At 42.1% G+C, this 18,139-nt stretch carries 14 protein-coding genes and 1 pseudogene; 5 read left to right on the forward strand and 10 right to left on the reverse strand.

What is annotated here, in order from left to right; genetic code table 11:
• Nucleotides 1–50: 50 nt before the first annotated feature.
• The 3 genes from rapA to B3Q46_RS14905 all read right to left on the reverse strand — a co-directional run bounded on the left by rapA (nt 51) and on the right by B3Q46_RS14905 (nt 4,517).
• Nucleotides 51–2,888, reverse strand: a complete 2,838-nt coding sequence (gene rapA / locus B3Q46_RS14895; protein WP_286716542.1) for an RNA polymerase-associated protein RapA — start codon at nt 2,886–2,888, stop codon at nt 51–53.
• A gap of 143 nt (nt 2,889–3,031) precedes the next feature.
• A complete protein-coding gene (locus B3Q46_RS14900) occupies nt 3,032–3,676 on the reverse strand; it encodes an RluA family pseudouridine synthase (protein WP_262735546.1) in 645 nt (214 codons plus the stop codon).
• A 130-nt stretch (nt 3,677–3,806) separates the two neighbouring features.
• Entirely contained in the window at nt 3,807–4,517 is a 711-nt protein-coding gene (locus B3Q46_RS14905) for a phosphopantetheine-binding protein (RefSeq protein WP_262735548.1), read from the reverse strand.
• 228 nt (nt 4,518–4,745) lie between these two features.
• Between B3Q46_RS14905 and B3Q46_RS14910 the strand changes: the two genes are divergently transcribed.
• A complete protein-coding gene (locus tag B3Q46_RS14910) occupies nt 4,746–5,177 on the forward strand; it encodes a hypothetical protein (protein ID WP_262735549.1) in 432 nt (143 codons plus the stop codon).
• A gap of 218 nt (nt 5,178–5,395) precedes the next feature.
• Here B3Q46_RS14910 and B3Q46_RS14915 read toward each other — a convergent pair whose 3' ends face one another.
• The 4 genes from B3Q46_RS14915 to B3Q46_RS14930 all read right to left on the reverse strand — a co-directional run bounded on the left by B3Q46_RS14915 (nt 5,396) and on the right by B3Q46_RS14930 (nt 9,118).
• The gene (locus B3Q46_RS14915) at nt 5,396–5,812 is read right to left on the reverse strand and encodes a GlcG/HbpS family heme-binding protein (protein ID WP_262735551.1); all 417 of its coding nucleotides are present in this window, start codon (nt 5,810–5,812) and stop codon (nt 5,396–5,398) included.
• A 125-nt stretch (nt 5,813–5,937) separates the two neighbouring features.
• The gene (hemL, locus tag B3Q46_RS14920) at nt 5,938–7,239 is read right to left on the reverse strand and encodes a glutamate-1-semialdehyde 2,1-aminomutase (protein ID WP_262735552.1); all 1,302 of its coding nucleotides are present in this window, start codon (nt 7,237–7,239) and stop codon (nt 5,938–5,940) included.
• Between the two features lie 39 nt (nt 7,240–7,278).
• A complete protein-coding gene (gene thiE / locus B3Q46_RS14925) occupies nt 7,279–7,899 on the reverse strand; it encodes a thiamine phosphate synthase (protein ID WP_004786336.1) in 621 nt (206 codons plus the stop codon).
• A gap of 835 nt (nt 7,900–8,734) precedes the next feature.
• Nucleotides 8,735–9,118 carry a DUF962 domain-containing protein gene (locus tag B3Q46_RS14930; protein WP_034169975.1) on the reverse strand — a complete coding sequence of 128 codons (384 nt, stop codon included), beginning with the start codon at nt 9,116–9,118 and terminating at the stop codon, nt 8,735–8,737.
• A gap of 333 nt (nt 9,119–9,451) precedes the next feature.
• Here B3Q46_RS14930 and B3Q46_RS14935 point away from each other — a divergent pair, with 333 nt between their 5' ends.
• Together B3Q46_RS14935 and B3Q46_RS14940 are read left to right on the forward strand one after the other, a co-directional pair.
• Nucleotides 9,452–10,909: an inorganic triphosphatase gene (locus B3Q46_RS14935; RefSeq protein WP_005235128.1), complete on the forward strand. Its 1,458-nt coding sequence runs from the start codon at nt 9,452–9,454 to the stop codon at nt 10,907–10,909.
• 121 nt (nt 10,910–11,030) lie between these two features.
• Complete coding sequence (locus B3Q46_RS14940) at nt 11,031–12,485, forward strand: CYTH and CHAD domain-containing protein (protein WP_262735555.1); 1,455 nt, start codon at nt 11,031–11,033, stop codon at nt 12,483–12,485.
• A 19-nt stretch (nt 12,486–12,504) separates the two neighbouring features.
• Here the strand turns inward: B3Q46_RS14940 and B3Q46_RS14945 are convergent, their stop codons facing one another.
• On the reverse strand, nt 12,505–13,137 hold the full coding sequence (locus tag B3Q46_RS14945) for a hypothetical protein (RefSeq protein ID WP_004786345.1): 633 nt from the start codon (nt 13,135–13,137) through the stop codon (nt 12,505–12,507).
• 110 nt (nt 13,138–13,247) lie between these two features.
• Here B3Q46_RS14945 and B3Q46_RS14950 point away from each other — a divergent pair, with 110 nt between their 5' ends.
• Both B3Q46_RS14950 and B3Q46_RS14955 read left to right on the forward strand, forming a co-directional pair.
• A complete protein-coding gene (locus B3Q46_RS14950) occupies nt 13,248–13,643 on the forward strand; it encodes a DUF3144 domain-containing protein (RefSeq protein ID WP_004786347.1) in 396 nt (131 codons plus the stop codon).
• Nucleotides 13,644–13,750: 107 nt separating this feature from the next.
• On the forward strand, nt 13,751–14,815 hold the full coding sequence (locus tag B3Q46_RS14955; protein ID WP_262735556.1) for an amidohydrolase family protein: 1,065 nt from the start codon (nt 13,751–13,753) through the stop codon (nt 14,813–14,815).
• A gap of 271 nt (nt 14,816–15,086) precedes the next feature.
• Here B3Q46_RS14955 and B3Q46_RS14960 read toward each other — a convergent pair whose 3' ends face one another.
• Both B3Q46_RS14960 and B3Q46_RS14965 read right to left on the reverse strand, forming a co-directional pair.
• Nucleotides 15,087–17,852 (reverse strand): M16 family metallopeptidase, encoded by a 2,766-nt coding sequence (locus B3Q46_RS14960; RefSeq protein WP_262735558.1) that lies wholly within the window; start codon nt 17,850–17,852, stop codon nt 15,087–15,089.
• 141 nt (nt 17,853–17,993) lie between these two features.
• Nucleotides 17,994–18,139: pseudogene (locus B3Q46_RS14965) on the reverse strand (phenazine biosynthesis protein PhzF); the annotation flags it as partial.

Genomic DNA, 18,139 nt, shown 5'->3' on the forward strand with positions numbered 1-18,139 from the left:
AACTATGGGACAGCAGTGGCCCGAAAGCTGCTTTTTAATTCATTAGGCCTTTATGGCTTAACCACGACCATTACCTGAATTGCTTCAGGTGTTACGGATAAACCTTCTAACAAACTCAAACCTTCTTTCTGCAATTTCTGTAAACGTGCGATTTCATCTTCACGGATACTTGGGTTGAACTGTTTTAAGTAAGTCAGACGGTCAATTTCATACTGCCATTTATTACCATACACTTCTTTAGCCTGCTGCTTGAAGTTTGGTAATGCTGAACGAGCCAATTCCAATGCTTGTTGATAACGCGCTTCAATTACTTCACGGCGCGCTTTCACTACCTGACGGCAGCTATTGCCATCTAAATGATGTAGATATGGTTTCAGGATTTCAGGCGCAATCTTCTGAGACAAGTCCTGACCTTTTTCACTCAGCAATACACGGATCAGCTGTTGTGGCAAGCTTGATGGCAAGTTTAGTGCTTTTGGTGCAACCACATCAACCTTGAACCACACTTCCATCAATACAGAACCTTGTGGTAACGCTGCAGACTTTAAGACTGCAACATTGGTACTACCAAAGCCCTGAGTATTGATCATTTCCATCACGCTTTCAGTGAATGGATGTTCTAGGGTCAAGTACTGTGCATCTTCACGGATTTGAGCCTGGTCACGATAGAAAGTGGCTGTCATGCCCTCTTCATCCAGGGTTAAACCTTGTACCTGCATCTGATCCGTTGGCTTGATGATCACCGTACCATTACTTTGTTCATCAAAATCGATATTGGTCGATGCCATGAAACGCTTCATGAACATTGGCAAGGTGGTATTGTCATCATAGTCTTCAAGCGCATTAACAATTTCCTGTGCCACGACGGGGCGGCAAGAATTGTACTCAAGCAGACGGTCACGACCTTCCTGCAACTCAGCTTCCAGTGCTTCACGTTGTACGCTAACTTCTTCAAGCAGATCTTCAAATTCCTGTCCTTTATCTGCCAGCAGGCAATCTTTCAGAGCAACAATAAAGTTTTCTTGCAGCGTTTGTGCAGTTGGAGAAATGTTGCTGAAAATATTCAGCGCTTCGTTATACCAGCGGAACATACGTTCTTGCGCAGTACTCATCAGATAAGGCACATGAATCTGGATACGGTTTTCCTGACCGATACGGTCCAGACGACCAATACGCTGTTCCAGAACATCCGGGTTGGCTGGCAAATCAAACAGGATCAAGTCAGATGCAAACTGGAAGTTACGGCCTTCTGAACCGATTTCAGAGCACAATAAAATCTGTGCACCATAAGATTCTTCAGCAAAATAAGCCGCTGCCTGGTCACGTTCCAGCAGACTCATGCCCTCATGGAACATGGCAGTACGTATACCTGCATGCAGACGTAATACATTTTCTAGCGCTTCAACCACTGGACCACTACGCGCAATCAGCAATACTTTTTTATGCTTCAGATCAGTACGCAACTTTTCCATCAACCACATTACACGCGGATCAGTTTCCATCCACGAGCCATCGAGTTGAGATTCTTCCGGCCACATTTGCTCACGCAATTTACCATCTTTAGACCAGTTTTCTGGCGCTGGCAATGGTGCTGGCTGACAGTCACGGCCCGGGAAGCCCTGAATTGCCTCACGTGTATTACGGAACAGGATACGGCCCGTACCATGACGGTCTAGCAATTCATGAATCGCACGGAAACGTTGCTCTGGGGTATCTTCAATCGCATGACCAAGCAGGCTTTCAATCGCAGTGAAATGCTCTGCTTCAAGTGGCAGATCTGACATCAACACTTCAGCGATTTTAGCGGTATGCTGATACTGCTCTTCTTCATCCAGGAAACGGTCCAATGAACTGAAACGTTGCGGATCAAGTAAACGTAGACGTGCAAAGTGAGATTCTACACCGAGCTGTTCTGGTGTTGCAGTCAATAACAATACGCCCGGTGTTTTCTCTGCCAGCTCTTCGACCAGATCATAACGGTCATTGCCACCTTCTTCCTCAGACCACATCAGGTGATGCGCTTCATCGACAACCAACAGATCAAAGCCCGCTTCAATCGCCTGTTCGCGCAGATCTTCGTGATCCACCATCAAGTCCACAGAAGCAATAATGCGCTGCTCAGTCAGGAACGGATTTAGATCAGGATCATGCTCTTTAATCGAGGCAGTACGCGCCAGATCAAATAGAGAGAATTCAAGATTGAAACGACGACGCATCTCAATCATCCACTGATATTGCAGTGAATCTGGAACCAAGATCAGGATACGTTCAGAACGGCCAGTTTTAAGTTGCTGATGAATGATCAGACCAGCTTCAATGGTTTTACCTAAGCCAACTTCATCCGCCAGTAAAACACGCGGTGCAAAACGCTGACCGACTTCATGTGCGATATACAACTGGTGTGGAATCAGACCTACACGCGAACCGACCAAGCCACGCAATGGACTGGTTTGCATATTGGCTTGCATCAGCAAGGCTTCAATACGCAGGTCATACCACTCTTTATAGTCAATCTGGCTGGCCAGTAAACGGTCTAAAGGTTTAGACAACTGGATCGTTGCGCCTACACGGGTTTCATTTAAAGCTTTACGTTCTTCTGTGCCATCTTCAAGAGTACGGACTATGTGATAACGCACTACGCCATTGCGATCTTCAACTGACTCAACGGTCCAGATCGTACCTTCCTGATCTTGCAGCTCGTCATTTGCATTAAATACGATACGAGATAAGGGTGCGTTACTGCGAGCATAGACGCGAGTTTCATCGCTTTTTGGGAATAAAATGCTGACCGATCGCTCATCAACATCAATGAGAACCCCTAAACCGAGTTCTGTTTCAGTATCTGATAACCAACGTTGACCAATAGCAAATTGCTGCAATTTTTCCACCTTTATCTTAAGTACAAGATTATGAATATCAGGCTCAATCACGAAACGTCATTTGAGCAAAATTTCACACCTTCAAGCAATGTATTTTGACATAAAGCCCACTAAAAAGTGAGCATAATTCACGTCGATTAAACAAGTATTTCCTAGAATTCAGCCGGACAATTAAATTCAACTAACTCTTCTGTTTTAGGATGATAAAAACTTAAACGCTCAGCATGTAAGCATAGACGCGGACTAAGCTGTTGCTGCTCTGGCGTTGCATATAAGGTATCGCCAATAATCGGATGTCCGAGATATTGCATATGTACACGGAGTTGATGTGAACGACCGGTAATCGGGGTCAGTTTCACCCGGGTCACAGCTTGCCCCTGAATTTCAAAATGTTCGATGACCTGCCATTCTGTAATAGCCGGCTTATTATGATTCGGTTCAGCAATATGCAGTGGTGGACGGCTTGGATCATAAATGACAGGCACATCAACTGTACCCTTGCCTTCTAATGTTCCAGCCACGATGGCCTGATAGGTTTTATCGGTTTGGCGTTCCTGGAACTGGCGGGAGATGGATTTTTGCCCTTCACGGCTTAAGGCAAATACTAAGATACCGGAAGTATCTCGATCCAGACGGTGGATCAGTAAAGTTTTAGGTTCTAATTTGATGAGGCGATTGATCAGGCAATCTTGTAAATCTTCTGTTTTACCGGGCACTGTGAGTAAGCCTGCAGGCTTATGGATGACCATAAAATCTTCATCACGATGTATCAGATGTTCGGTTAGAAAATTACTCAAAGTTCAATCCCACGCTGATCGCGAAAAACAAGGCGGCCATAATAGAAAGCTTGAGTGATAATTACAATGCGCATTTATGTAAATGGCGATGAAATTTCCGATTATTTTAAGAAAATTACCCAATTACCGATTATCGACGTGCAGATTGCATTACAAAGCTCACTAAATCATGTAATGACGGGTGTTCCAGCACATCTTCATAACGTAGCTCAGCACCATGCGCGCGCCATGTGCCAACCAGACTCACTACCGCAACCGAGTCCAGTCCATACTGTTTTAAGTCAGCATAAGGATCAATTTCCAGCGCATCCATATGCAGCTGTTCAGCTACTGCTAACATAACGCCTTTAGTTGACAATACATATTCTGACGACGCACTTAAGTTCCACAATCGGGTCAGACTACAGCTGTTCATATGATGCAAACCTTGTGCCGATTTATTCTCAATCCACTGGATATGCTGTTCCTGGCTAGGCATCAAAATTGCGTCATTAATTATGCAAATTTGTTCTGTCACACTTTGCAGATGTGGCAGGATCTGTTTCAGCATCGGTGTAATCTGTCCGGCGAAAATCAGTTGTGAATGAGTTGAAGCATATTCTCCAAGTTGCTGCATACCTTGCATTAAATCATCGCCATACAAATCAACGATTGGAATATCGAGTGCTTTGGCTTTATTACTGATCTGGATCAGATGAGTTATCAGGTCGCTGTCTTGTATGCCCTGCTGCATACGCAAGTTTTGCAATCCGACTAAAACCAAAACAGATTCATTTGATGCAAGCTGCCATTTGGCTTGAGATGGCGCGAGTTGGATTTTTTTGGGCATGGGGTACAGCATGGGAAGCTCTTATAAATACAAAATAGCATGATGATTCATGCTATTTTAGTTTAGCATCGATTTGAAAAACACTTTGATTTTACAGACGTTTATTGTTCTAATTTCGTATAACCACCATTATGTTAAATGCATGTGATTTTTTCGAAATTATAACTTTGAAGCAAATACTTTACTTTAAATATGATAAAACCAAAGGATAAAGAAAATTTTGATTTAGGTATCTAATAAGTGAATTTTTCAGGTGATGTAGAAGTTTTTTTATCTTGTCTTGGAGCTAAAGAGTCAAATTCAAATATTTTGAAAGCAGTTATTCTTGTTGCAAGTGTGTTTGACACATTAGAGACTAACTTTTGTGGAGAAAATTTATCCTATTGGCAATTTTTCAAGAGAGGCGTTACGTTCAGATTTAATGAGCATCAGATCCTAGATACCATTTTCATCTACCCTAAAGAGAATGAAGAATATTACTCATACCCATTTTTAGAAGATCTAATCATAGGTATTAATCATAAAAGTACAAAGCAATCTGTAGTTAAGCTATTTGGAAATCCAGAAAGAGAAAGTAACTATTGGCTTAGATATAAAATACTTGATAACTACTTACATTTTGAATTCGATGATTCATCAGAGTTAAAGCAAATTACAATGGGACTATTTTGAAAATAGAATCTGCTTTAAGTTAAGAATTTCTAAAATTAACATAATACACGTTATACGAAATTATTTTGATTTCCTTTTTAAATCATAACTTTATTGTATATAGACAAGCTCTCTCATTAGCGATTGGGCTTTTTAGTTGATATTTCACGTTCCACGCTTCATTTTGGAACATCGTTGGATGATTTTATTAAATTGAGCTGATCAATTTCTATTTTGGATTAGCTTTGCTTAGCCAAAAACTTCTCAATCGCTTGCTGTGCAATCTCTGCATCTTGGAAAGACTTCACTCCAGAAACACCCATTGCACCTATGAGCTGACCTTGATACATAATCGGCTCACCACCTTCTAACATCCCAGAAAAAGTATCCATCGTCAGAAAGCCCATTTGACCGCCTTTGATAATATCTTCAAACAGCTTGGACGGACGGCGACTAATGGCAGAACATCTTGCTTTTTCCAGACACAGGTTTGCTGTCATCGGTGATGCACCATTCATACGCTTCATTGCCAATAAATTATCAGTTTCATCAATCACAGCAATACTGACATTAAAGCCATTTTCTAACGCATATTTATAGGCCTGATTTAATAAAAACTCAGTATCGCTTAAGGTCAAATAATGTTTGGTTTTCATCAAGATTTTCCTAATTTTTAATGTAAATCTCCCCCTAGCCCCCTCTTTTAAAAGAGGGGGAACTTAAATTTTTAAGCTTAAGATTTCCCTCCTTTTCCAAAGAAGGGTTAGGGGGGATTAAAAACTTAAGCTTTCATTTCAGCAAAAGTTTCTTTAGCCGCCTGGATCGTGAATTCAATATCTTCATCACTATGCGCAGCTGAAATAAATCCTGCTTCAAATGCAGATGGAGCCAGGTTCACACCACGACTTAACATGCCATGGAAGAATTTTTTGAAGGCTTCAACATCACACTTCAGCATTGAATCAAAGCTGGTGATGTCTTCCTGATCCGTGAAGTACAGGCCAAACATACCGCCCACTTGTTGAGTCTTGAATGAAATACCAGCTTCATCCGCAGCTGCCTGTAAACCTGCAAGCAGTTTTTCCAGTTGAGCAGTCAGTTTTTCATAAAAACCTGGCTCACGCAGATGTTTAAACATCTCGATCCCGGCACGCATTGCTAGCGGGTTACCCGACAAGGTACCTGCCTGATACACGTTACCTAATGGTGCGATGCATTCCATCACTTCTCGTTTACCACCAAAAGCACCGACTGGCAGACCTGCACCAATGATTTTACCTAAAGTCGTTAAATCAGGAGTCACGCCATAATGTGCCTGAGCACCGCCAAGACCTACACGGAAACCGGTCATCACTTCATCGATGATGAATACTGAACCATGCTCATCACAAACATCACGTATCGCTTGCAGAAAACCATCAATCGGTTTCACCAGATTCATGTTCCCTGCCACTGGCTCAACAATCACACCCGCAATTTCAGAGCCAAACTTGGCAAAGCATTCTTTTAAAGTGGCAATGTCGTTATAAGGAAGAGTTAATGTATGTTTGGCAAAATCAGCAGGTACACCCGCAGAAGTCGCTTCACCTTCGCCTTTAGTTAACAGGCCAGAACCTGCTTTTACCAGCAACGAGTCAGAGTGACCGTGATAACAACCTTCAAATTTTACGATTTTGTCACGTCCGGTATAACCACGCGCCAAGCGGATCGCAGTCATCGTTGCTTCAGTACCGGAATTGGTCATACGTACCAGTTCAATGGATGGCATGATGTCGCAAATGATATCTGCCAGAGTCGTTTCATGCACGGTTGGTGCACCAAAGCTTAATCCATCTACTGCTGCATCTTGCACCGCTTTAATAATCTCAGGATGTGCATGACCCAGAATCATTGGACCCCATGAACCTACATAATCCACATAGCGCTTGCCATCGACATCGTACAGATAAGCACCTTGGGCTTTCTCGATAAAGATAGGCGTACCACCCACGCCATTGAAGGCACGTACAGGTGAGTTGACGCCACCCGGAATATGTTTATTGGCTTGTTTAAATAGTTGTTCTTGCTTTGGAGATAAACTCATGAGAATCACTCAACTCAAAAATACAATAAGAAATAAAAATTAAGCTTGTTCAGCAAACAGTTCCGACCAGTCATACACACGTTGACCGACAGTTGACATTGAGCGACCCAATACATCACTAATGACTGCACAAAGGTCGGCGCCGGCTTCAATGACTTCTTTGCCGTTTTCCACCGTCAAACCGCCAATAGCACAAATCGGTACATTTAATTTACTTTTGGCCTGTTTTAAGGTTTCCAGACCAATATTACCTGCTTCTGGCTTGGTATCAGTCGCATAGATCGCGCCAAAGGCCACATAATTAGCCCCATCAGCAATGGCTTGTTCAGCAAGCTCAAGTGAATTATTACAACTGCGGCCAATCAATACATTTTTGGGCAAACGTTCAACAGCTTCCTGAATTGAGCCATCATCCTGACCCAAATGCACGCCTACGCCATATTTTACTGCAGTTTCTAAATCGTCATTAATCACAAATGGAACTTTGTACTGTTCGCACATTTGTTTCATATATTCGATTTCGTAAGCCTGATCTTCTTTCGCTACTTTTTTACGACGATACTGAAGTACCGCAACTTCATAAGTCGCCATTGCACCTTCAAGTTTTGCCAAGAGAAGTTCAATAGGATCATCATTGGTAATTAAATACAAACCGCGCATGACTGCCGCCATTCAAAATACATACGCTATTATAGGCATAAATGGGCGAGTTTCCCCATCCTAAACACTGAATAATACCCAATTCAGGTATTAGATTATTATTTGTACTTTTTATACAGGTGATTGATCAATATCCCTATTTTCAGTGATAGGCGGCTGCGAGAATTTACGTTTTAATGGTTTTATAACAATAATGATAAAGTGTTAATGCTTACGCGCTCCGACAAACGCTTTTAGGATTTTGCAGATAACTTAGTGGAGAAGTTGCAAAATTCTGAAAGCGATTTTTTTATGTCCGAATTTTACAATTCCTGTTTATAAAATTGTTCGAATACCATTAGTCAAAAAACTCAAAGAAAACTTCAAAATACCCAATTTCAGGGATAGGTTTACACCCATTAAAGGATTTAAATAAGTTTGAACACAACAAATAAATAGAAAAGCAAAAGCTGTGTTTTATCTACCAGATCCTTTCTAGCTTTGGGTAAACCGTTAATGAGGAGACGTGTCAAAGCTAGAAAGGATCGACTCATCTAAGCAAAACCGACCATCTTATCTTTCGAACTTGCCTCATTCATCTCGTGAATATTTTCGAAATCATTCAGATAAATTAAAAATACGTCAATGCACATCTTTCTATTTTTTTAAATATAAAAAAAGCCCGGAGAAGGTCACTCCAGGCTTGGAAAACTGATTTATTCAGTGACTTATACTCTTTGATAAAATACTGAATAGGTAATAAAACAATTAATAGAATAATAACTCTACACTTGCAAGTGTTTTTATCGTTTTTATTGCAATACTTAAGCATAAATCCGATAAAACGTCATAAGCCCTAACTTGGAGTTTTGTCGTGCTTACGATCGACCAAGCTCAGGTTACCACGTAATACATCAGCAAACATACGCCAGTCTGAAATAAAACTGTAAAGCGGCTGTTTAAAGCTGGCCGGTTTATTCTTTTCAAAAATGAAATGACCAATCCAGGCACAGGCATAACCTGAGAGTAGTCCATAGGCCACATATTTGGCTTTACGCTGACGAAGGGCTTTGCTAAAAAAATATAAACCGATACTGCTGCCTGCGACATGCAAGCGGCGACTCATGATATGGCGATGCTCAGTCAGATAAAACCGGTAAAATTCATGATAGTCACGAATCGGCATTTGTGAAGAAGTCAGTACTGCAATCTCATTGCTCGGCTGCACCTGTGCATTCATTATCATCATCCTAATCTTTTTTCTTCACCTTAGCGCATAATTTAGGCAATTAAAAGTACCTTTATTTTCATGCAATTCTGTACCTGAATTTGGCTTAGATATTGAATTGTCATGCTTTCAGCAAAAACTGGTGAATGAGATCAGCATGTTAATTTTTCCATTTCCATTTTTTTCAATCGGTCAAGTCTTACATCAGATTGGTTTTTCGTTACAATCAGCCGCTCAAAAGTCTAAAAAATATTTCCGTTTCATATCGGAATTTCATGCAAGCGAATAAAAATTCAATTTGTTTTTTAATATTTTTCAATAAATTGAATAGACAGGATAATTATCATGGTTGAAGTTGAACTCAAGTTCCAGATTCCCGCGGCACGCCGTACTGCCCTGCTTAAGGCACTTGATCCTAAGAAATCTCAACAGATCCAGCTTCAAGCCAAATACTATGATACTGCAGACCGTCAACTGGCCCAGCATGGAATTGCCCTACGTCAGCGATTAGAAGGCAGTCGTTGGGTTCAGACGTTAAAAGCGGCAGGCAAAAGCCACATTGAACGTTTCGAGCATAATCATGATCTAGATGAATTAGAATATTCTTCTGAGCTGGACCTGAGTATTTACAAGCAGTCTGCTGAAGCGCAAACCTTGCTTAATCGTGCTTTAGGTGATCAGTTTGACCTGCTGCAACTGCAGTTTGAAACCGATATTGCCCGTACCTTGCGCGTGATTGAATATGAAAATACGTCAATCGAAGTCAGCTTGGATATCGGCTGTATTCGCACGCCTCATGCTGAACAGGAAGTGCATGAAGTCGAATTCGAGTTAAAGCATGGCTCAATTCAGGATTTGCTGGCCTTTAGTTTTGAATGGGTCAAAAAATATCAGTTGTGGCTGGATGTACGTAGTAAAGCAGAAATCGGGAATCTGTTAGCGACTAATCAGAACGTAAGTCCTGCTACTTTTGCCAAGGAATTCCAGATCAGCAAAAAAGATAGTGCAGGCAAAAACCTGTGTCATCTGGTGGCCCAGCAAATGCAGCACTTATTGCCCAATATCGCGGCAATCTCCGCGCAAGTGGCAGAACAGGAACATATTGATCAGGCACAACAGGCCTTAGATCATCTCTATCTGACCCTACTTTTGTTTAAAGATTGGCATCCTCAAGTTTCAGACAAATGGGCGCATCAGCTTGCCGCATTTAAACACCAGTTTGAACATCTGCAACATTTACAGCACATGCAAAACACTCTGGCTGGCTTCCTGCAAAATCCTACAACCGCAGAGAACCTGACTAAAGATATTCTTTATGCTAAGGAGAAGCTGGGCAATCTGGTTAAATCTACCCAGAATGTGCATCACTATCTGGAATTGTTGATCTTCAGCTTAAGTACAGATGAAGCTAAGCCGCTAGAATTAAAATCTGCAGCGCAAACTACCCTGCAGCAACAATACAAAGTTTTGCAGGAACAGATGAACCAGACTGATATTACGAATTTTGAAAGTCTGGATCAGCTAGCAATTCGCATTCAGGAATTAAAATTCAGCTTCCCGATTTTGACCACAATTTATGATGTCAAAAACCTGCAAAAATACAGCAAGGCGTTAAATGATGCGCAGCAAGCAGCAAATGAATATCAGACGCTGGCCTCTTCTGCAGTCTATATTCAACAGACCGAGCTGGAAGCCAGTGACTGGTTTGTGCTGGGTTGGTTGACCGCAAAACAGGAAGTCTATGCACAAAAATTACTGGAAGCGACAGAACAGTTTCTGGTCAGCCGCAAATTCCTTAAGTAAGTATTTAACTGACTTTCAAAGCACGCTACGGCGTGCTTTTTTGTTGCACAAGCACATCACAATACTTTTGTTGTTTGGTCTATATTGATTGTTATGAGCTTCATCGAGAAGGAATGGCCCGATGGCAGAAATCGAACTCAAATTCCAGATTCCGCAAAGTATACGTCACCAATTCGAACAAGATTTTCAGCAGTACGGGCCGACTCGACATCATTTATGTGCCAAATACTTTGATACTGCCGATCAGCAGTTACAGCAGCACAAAATTGCACTCCGGCAGCGTCTGGAAGACCGTCAATGGTTTCAGACCTTAAAAGCACCGAGCCAGCATCAGTTTGAACGCTTTGAGCTGGAAGAAAGACTGGATGCCGCACCCGACAACTGTGATTTAAAAGCTTATGCCAAGCATAAACAGGCTCGGAAGATTCTAAAACAGGCTCTTCACACCCTAGATACGCCTCTGTCTCTGCAATTTGAAACTGATGTAGAGCGGGATCTCTGGATTGAAGATTACCGAGGAAGTCAGATTGAAATTGCACTGGACAGAGGTGAGATTCGTTCTAATGGCCAAACCTTGGATATTTATGAAGTTGAATTTGAGCTCAAAAGTGGCAAACTTGATGACTTAATTGATTTCGTTAAACCCTGGATTCAACGCTATCAGTTATGGCTGGATGTACGCAGCAAATCTGAACGTGGTTATGCCCTGTTGAATAATGAAACTGATCTTCCGGTCCAGCATCAAACAACTTTAGAACTCGCAGCTAAAGACGATATTCATCATATCTTGCAAAAAACTATCACCAACTGTCTGACTCACCTGTTTCCTAATGCGACGGCGATTGCGCTAGAGAATTACAATAGTGACCATGTGCACCAGGCCCGCGTCGCTATCCGGCGTTTACGTAGTGCCTTAAAAATCTTCCAGCCCTATCATGAGGATTTGCCAGAGGAATGGCAGGATCAGTTACGAAATATTTTCCAGCAATTAGGTTCTACCCGGGATCGCGATGCTTTGGCTGAAAGTCTGCTTCCTCAGCTAGAAGCGGCAGGTTCACCAGTATTGCAATTACCTCCAGCCCAGCAGGATCAGGCGGATATTAGTCAACTATTCAGAAAGCCCGACACGATGGAGCTAATAGTGGAGCTGTTACGTTTTAGTCAGGATCAGAATGGAGATCAACAAAAGTCCTCCCATAAAATCCTATGTAAAGGACTCAGTAAACTGCACCAGAAAGTCTGTGCAGATGCAGAGAATTATCAGGAACTGGATATTGAATCGCGCCACCGAACCCGCAAGCGGGTTAAACGCTTGCGTTATAATGTGGAATTTCTGCAAAGCTTGTTTCCTGAAAAGGAAGTCAAAAGATATCTGAAAGCGCTAAAACCCTTACAGGAAACTTTGGGTCATTATAATGACCTGTTTGTCGCAGAAAGCCTGTATAGACCTTATGCCAAAAAACACTCCAAGGCATGGTTTGTCATCGGGTGGCTTACTGCAGAACAGCAGCATCTGTCGAAACAGGCTGCCGAGCAGTTACAGAAATTTTCTCACACCAAACCATTCTGGCAATAGATAAATAGGCAAAATCGCTCTAGCGATATTTGCCGTACACTTTCCAAGTATTGTTATCGGCTAATGGATCGCTATAACTATCGCTACGCTGCTTACGCGGCTTATCACGGGCATCAACCAGCTCAAAATGTGGTTCAACACTCAGGACGATTCCATTCACATAAAATCGAGTCCGAGTGTATTCACTTTGACCATGCTGGAACACATAAGTACGCAGATCTACAAATTCACGATGTGCCACTAAAGCCGCCGTCTCATCACTGTCTAGCCAGCGTTGCATGGCCTGAATCTGTTCCGGTTCAAATTGTCCACATTTTTCAATCAGGCTGGCAATACCACGAAAGGTCTTGGATTCTTTAGCGCGGGTTTTATTAATCCGGATGCGGTCCACATGAAAATAGAATAAGGGTAGATTCAAATGACTTGGCAAATGAATCGCATCCAGGACTTCATCTTCCATAAAAGGCTGAAACAGGTCCTGTGCCCTTTCAATCAACCCCAGCCATTGCTTGTAATATTCTTCGACCTGCGACTTGGTGCCATAATAAATTGGCAATCCTTCAACATTGGCCAGATTTGCCGGTGGCCAGATATTCTGGCGCAATAAGGCAATATCACTTTTCAGACTCTGTACCGCAATTGCATCTTGCATGAGATTCACATTTTTATTGCTTAGGCTATTTTTAGATTAAGGCAAAGGTTTAGTTTCTGCAAGGCTTTGCCTATAATTAGTGATTAAGATTTTATTATCAGGAAAAATTCATGGTTCAAAAGATTGAAGCAACCGATGTAACCGAAGAAGAAGCGTTAAATGCTGCATTCTTTGAACGTGCTGATGAATTTATTAAACAGGCCAACGAATTTAGCCGTGTAGAAAAAGGCTCTCAGGAAAACCCGGCAGAAAAACGTGGCCAAGTCAGCGCCGCAATGCTGTTTGGTACTGCCCGCTTTAATACCTGGGTCGCTGCCAACAATTTCAAAGATGGCAACGAGATGCGCGACGCTAAAGATCAGGTCATGTCTTATATCTTGCAGCAATTTCAGATGATGCTGGAAGATAACTACGATGAATACTGTGAGCAGTTTGAGAACTATTTACGTTTCCGTCGTAATGAAGAATTTCATGCCAACAAGCATCAACACGACCACGATCATTAATGAAAGCCCTACGGGGCTTTTTTTAAATCTTTGATTTTTAATTTGACTTTAATGCTGCATTTATCCTATAAAAAATGAATAAAAATTAAACGACGACCAAAAATATCATGCAGCAACTGCCTTTTCCGATTATAGATCCGCATATTCATCAATGGGACCCTTATACCACACCGCATGCCGCAGCCTCTGCCATAAAATTATTTGGCAAACATCCAAAACTGCTGGACAAGATGGTGCGACTGATCAAGCCCAAAGCGGTGATTGATACGATTGGCCTCACCGAACATCTGACCGCGCCTTACCTACCTGAAAATTACAAACATGATATTGGTCATTACCAAGTTGAACAGATTGTGCATATAGAGGCAAGCTGGCATGAACATAAAGGTACTGGTGTGGTTAATGAAACCAGGTTTATTGCCGGACTGCCTTTTGCTGAACAAAATATTCAACTAGGCGGCATTGTGGCCACAGCTGACCCTCGTCAAAAAAACTTTAAACAGCTGCTGCAATTGCATCATGAAGTTTCGCCTAAACTACGTGCTATTCGTAAAATGGCATCGTTCCATGCCGATAAAGGCATTCATGCTTGGACCGATGAACCGCATTTATACTGCAACAAGAAATTTCTGAAAGGATTTGAAGAATTAGCCAAAGCCAATTTAAGTTTTGATGCCTGGGTTTATTCTACCCAAATTTCTGATGTGGCCCATCTGGCCAAAACATTTCCTGAAACACCAATTGTGCTGGATCACTTGGGCACACCTGCCGGCATCTTTGGTAAAGTCGGTAAAGCGACAGGACAAACAGCACAGCAGCGAGACTATATTTTTCAGACCTGGAAAGAAGACCTGGCTGAACTGACAAAATGCCCGAATGTGTATAGCAAAATCTCTGGTCTGTTTATGCCTGTACTCGGTCACCGTTTTCATTTAGATCGAAAACTGGCAAAAAAAGATGAACTGATTCAGCTCGCGACTCCGCTAATCCAACATGCCTTACAATGTTTCGGTAAAGATCGCATCATGTTTGCTTCTAATTTCCCGATGGATCGTGTCAGCACAGATCTGGTCACCATCATTGATGCCTTTAGCGATATTGTGCAGAACTATGACGAACATGCTGTAAAGCCGGTTTTTTATGAGAATGCGAAACGCTTTTATCGCTTATAGAAGTCTTATTGGGTAAAACTGAATCAACAAATAGATTAAAATTTTTCATGGTCATAGATACGCGGAAACGTCATCCGCAATTGTTTGAGGCAGGACTACATCGTAAGAAGATGGCTTCTATAATAAATTTATTTCGTAAAAGTGGTGGACGAGTTTTGCAGATGACAAATGGTTTTGGCTACTTTTGCCGAAACAAAAGTAGCCATATAGACATCTAAACACTGATTCAAAATGAAAAGATACCGTCATTGACTTATAAAAATTATGGAGTTTATTTCACCGCTTTCCCATACTGATCCGCCATGACTTCGACCAGTTGATCCGGTTTAACATATTTTTTGATAACGGCATCGACATCTACTTTGGTCAGCTTGGCAATGGCCTGATCGCGTTTTTCCCGATAAATCAGATTACGATCCTTTTCAAGTTGTGGGATCAGCATGCTGTGAATACGACGATCATCTTCCAGTGCAGTGACGCGCTGTTTCAAAATCGTGGCTTTCGCTGCTTCAACTTCCTGCTCGGTTACTCCTTTGGCCAAAAGTTCATTCAATACCTTATGCACAGCTTGGGACACCTGTGCTGATCGGCCAGGCGTATAATTCGCCTGAATGCCTAATGCACCTGAGTCAATCCATTCATCATACTGAGCATTGGCACTAAAGCCATAAACCAGCGCATTTTTCTCACGCAGTTCCTGTGCTAAACGTGAAGACAACTGTGAATCACCTAGAATGTGTCGGAATACCAGCATGGCAGGCAAATCTACATGTTCTGCACCGACAGGAAATGTCATGACAGCCTGATAATGACCGAACTCACGCTGTTCAGACAACGCATGGATTTTCTGTGCCGGATAAACTGTATATTGACCACTTAAGCGCTCATAAGGCTGCTTAGCTTTCCAGCTCGCAAAGTTATTTTTGAGGACTTTACTTACGGACTTCGGATTAAATTCCCCGGTCACTGCGATCTGGGCATGATGCGTATTAAAGAACTGCTGATATAAAGCTACGACCTGTTCACGAGTAGCAGCTTGAATCTGTTTTTTCGCCAGTTCAGGTTCAAAATGATAGCGAAGGTCACCCGGCTGATAAATCTCGGTCGCGCGAGACATGGTCAGGCCTGCCACCATATTGGGCTCAGTATAAGGACGGTCTAACGCAGATAGGCTTTGTCCTTTAATCAGGTCAAACTGACTCTGCTCAAAGGCCGGTTTATTGAGCACATCCAGCACATACTGGAAAAACTCTTCAAACTTCTCTTTTTTGGCACTGATCTGAATGCTCATGCCATTTTCAGAGGAACTGGCCGTGGCTGAACCACCGGACTCAATAATTTTATCGGCAATCTGTTGCAAGCTTTGGGTTTCAGAAGAACGCAGCAGTAAGTAGGCTGTCAGATCCAGAATCTCGCCTTTATTGAACAAACTTTGTGCCGTACCAAAATTAAGTGCAATAGTGGCATAAACTTTGTCATCCTGAGTCTGGGTCGGGAATAAAGCGTATTTAATGCCATTCTTCAGTTTGCCACGCTGAATCTGTTTGTCCTTGGCCTGTAAATATTGCTTGGACTGCGCCACATACTGCTTTACTTCTGCCTGATAGACACTGACATCTTTCAGCGGTTCTGCTGCTTCAGCCTGCTGGTCCAGAGTTTGAGCCGGCACTTCAGTCTGGGTCAACTCCTGTGCTTTTTTCTGATCTTCTGGTGTCGGCAAGATATTGCCAGAAATACGATATTCCGGCTTAAAGAATGCCTTATACACCTGATTGATCTGATTGACATCCAGCTTTTCTATGGCTTGCAGATCTTTGAAATACTGGCTCCAGTCACCTGAATAAGCCACTACATATTCACTTAAACGCGAACCTAAAGCGGTTGCGCTATTTTTAATATTGTGCGCCTGGTTTCGGGTTAGACTTTTAGCCCTGTTTAATTCGGTTTCGTTAAATGGCTGGCTCTGCTCTACACCCTGAATCAGGCCCTGCTCAACCTGCTTGACTTGATGATTTGGCGCATAGATGGCACCCATAAACACCAGATTAAAATCTTTATCCAGCCAGGTCATAGACTGCACTGTAGTGGTCTTACCCGTCTCGACCAGACTTTGATACAGGTGTCCGCTAGGTTGCAAGGTATATAAGATTGGAGACATGGCCAGCGTGGTTTTAATACTTTCTTCTGACTGGTTCAGATAAATATTAAATTTGGCCAGATCACTACCCTTTTGCACGGTAAATTCACGCTGTTTGATCTGTTCAGGTTTTAGCGCAGGCACTTTTACCGCTTCAGGCACTTTGCGGGACTGGATCGGGCTGAAATGGGTATCAATCTGCTTCAGCACTTCTGCCTTATTAAATTTGCCTGAAATAATCATGAGGGCATTATTCGGTGCATACCAATGACGATAAAACTGGTTCAGCTCCTGCATCTTGATCGATTGCAGTTCGTTCAAATCGCCAATCGGTAATCGTCCCAGATATTGATTGCCATAAGCTGATTTAAACACCTGATCCATCAGCACGGAAAATGGCTGATCCAGACGGATTTCACGCTCACGCTTCACGATATCAATTTCAGTTGGCACATACTTTTCTTGCAGGACAAGCTTATCCATACGTTCAGCTTCAAGGAAAATTACTTCATTGACCGCAGTCTGCTCAGGACGAATCACATTGGTATATTTGGTTGAGTAATAGTCAGTACTGGCATTGGTCATTAAGGTATATTGATCCAGACGGCGCTGGAACTCATCTCCCTTTACATTTTCCGTGCCTTTAAATGCCAAATGTTCAAGCAGATGTGCCAGACCACCTTTGCCTTGCGGATCATTCAGTGAACCGGTCAGATAAACCGTATTCATAAACACTTTATTTTCTTTATCATTGGACGCAAGAATAATTCTTAAGCCATTTTCCAGTCGATATTCTTCGATATTCTGTTCTGTTTTCACCAATACCGGCTGTGCAAAACTGGCCGCTGTCCAGCCAGATAATAAAATCGCCAAGCTTAAACGTTTAAAGCGTATTTGCATTGTTCATCCAAATTTTTAAGTGTGAATTTTTATTTACAGTCACTCTCATCTTAGAGAAAAGTCTTTATTATGAATAGTCTATTTTATAAGAGGCCAAATAAAATACCGCGCAATTTCACGGTATTTTATTGAATATATTAATTAAATATAAAGTTCGGCCAGCATAAACAGTTTGGCATAACCAGAAATTTCAATGCGGTCTTGTTCTTTTAATGCGCAATATAATACACCACCACGCTGAGAGGCCTGATAAGCCACCAGTTCAGTTTTATAGGACTTACGCACTA

The sequence above is a fragment of the Acinetobacter sp. UBA2581 genome, assembly GCF_002339435.1.
GTDB classification, from domain to species: domain Bacteria; phylum Pseudomonadota; class Gammaproteobacteria; order Pseudomonadales; family Moraxellaceae; genus Acinetobacter; species Acinetobacter variabilis.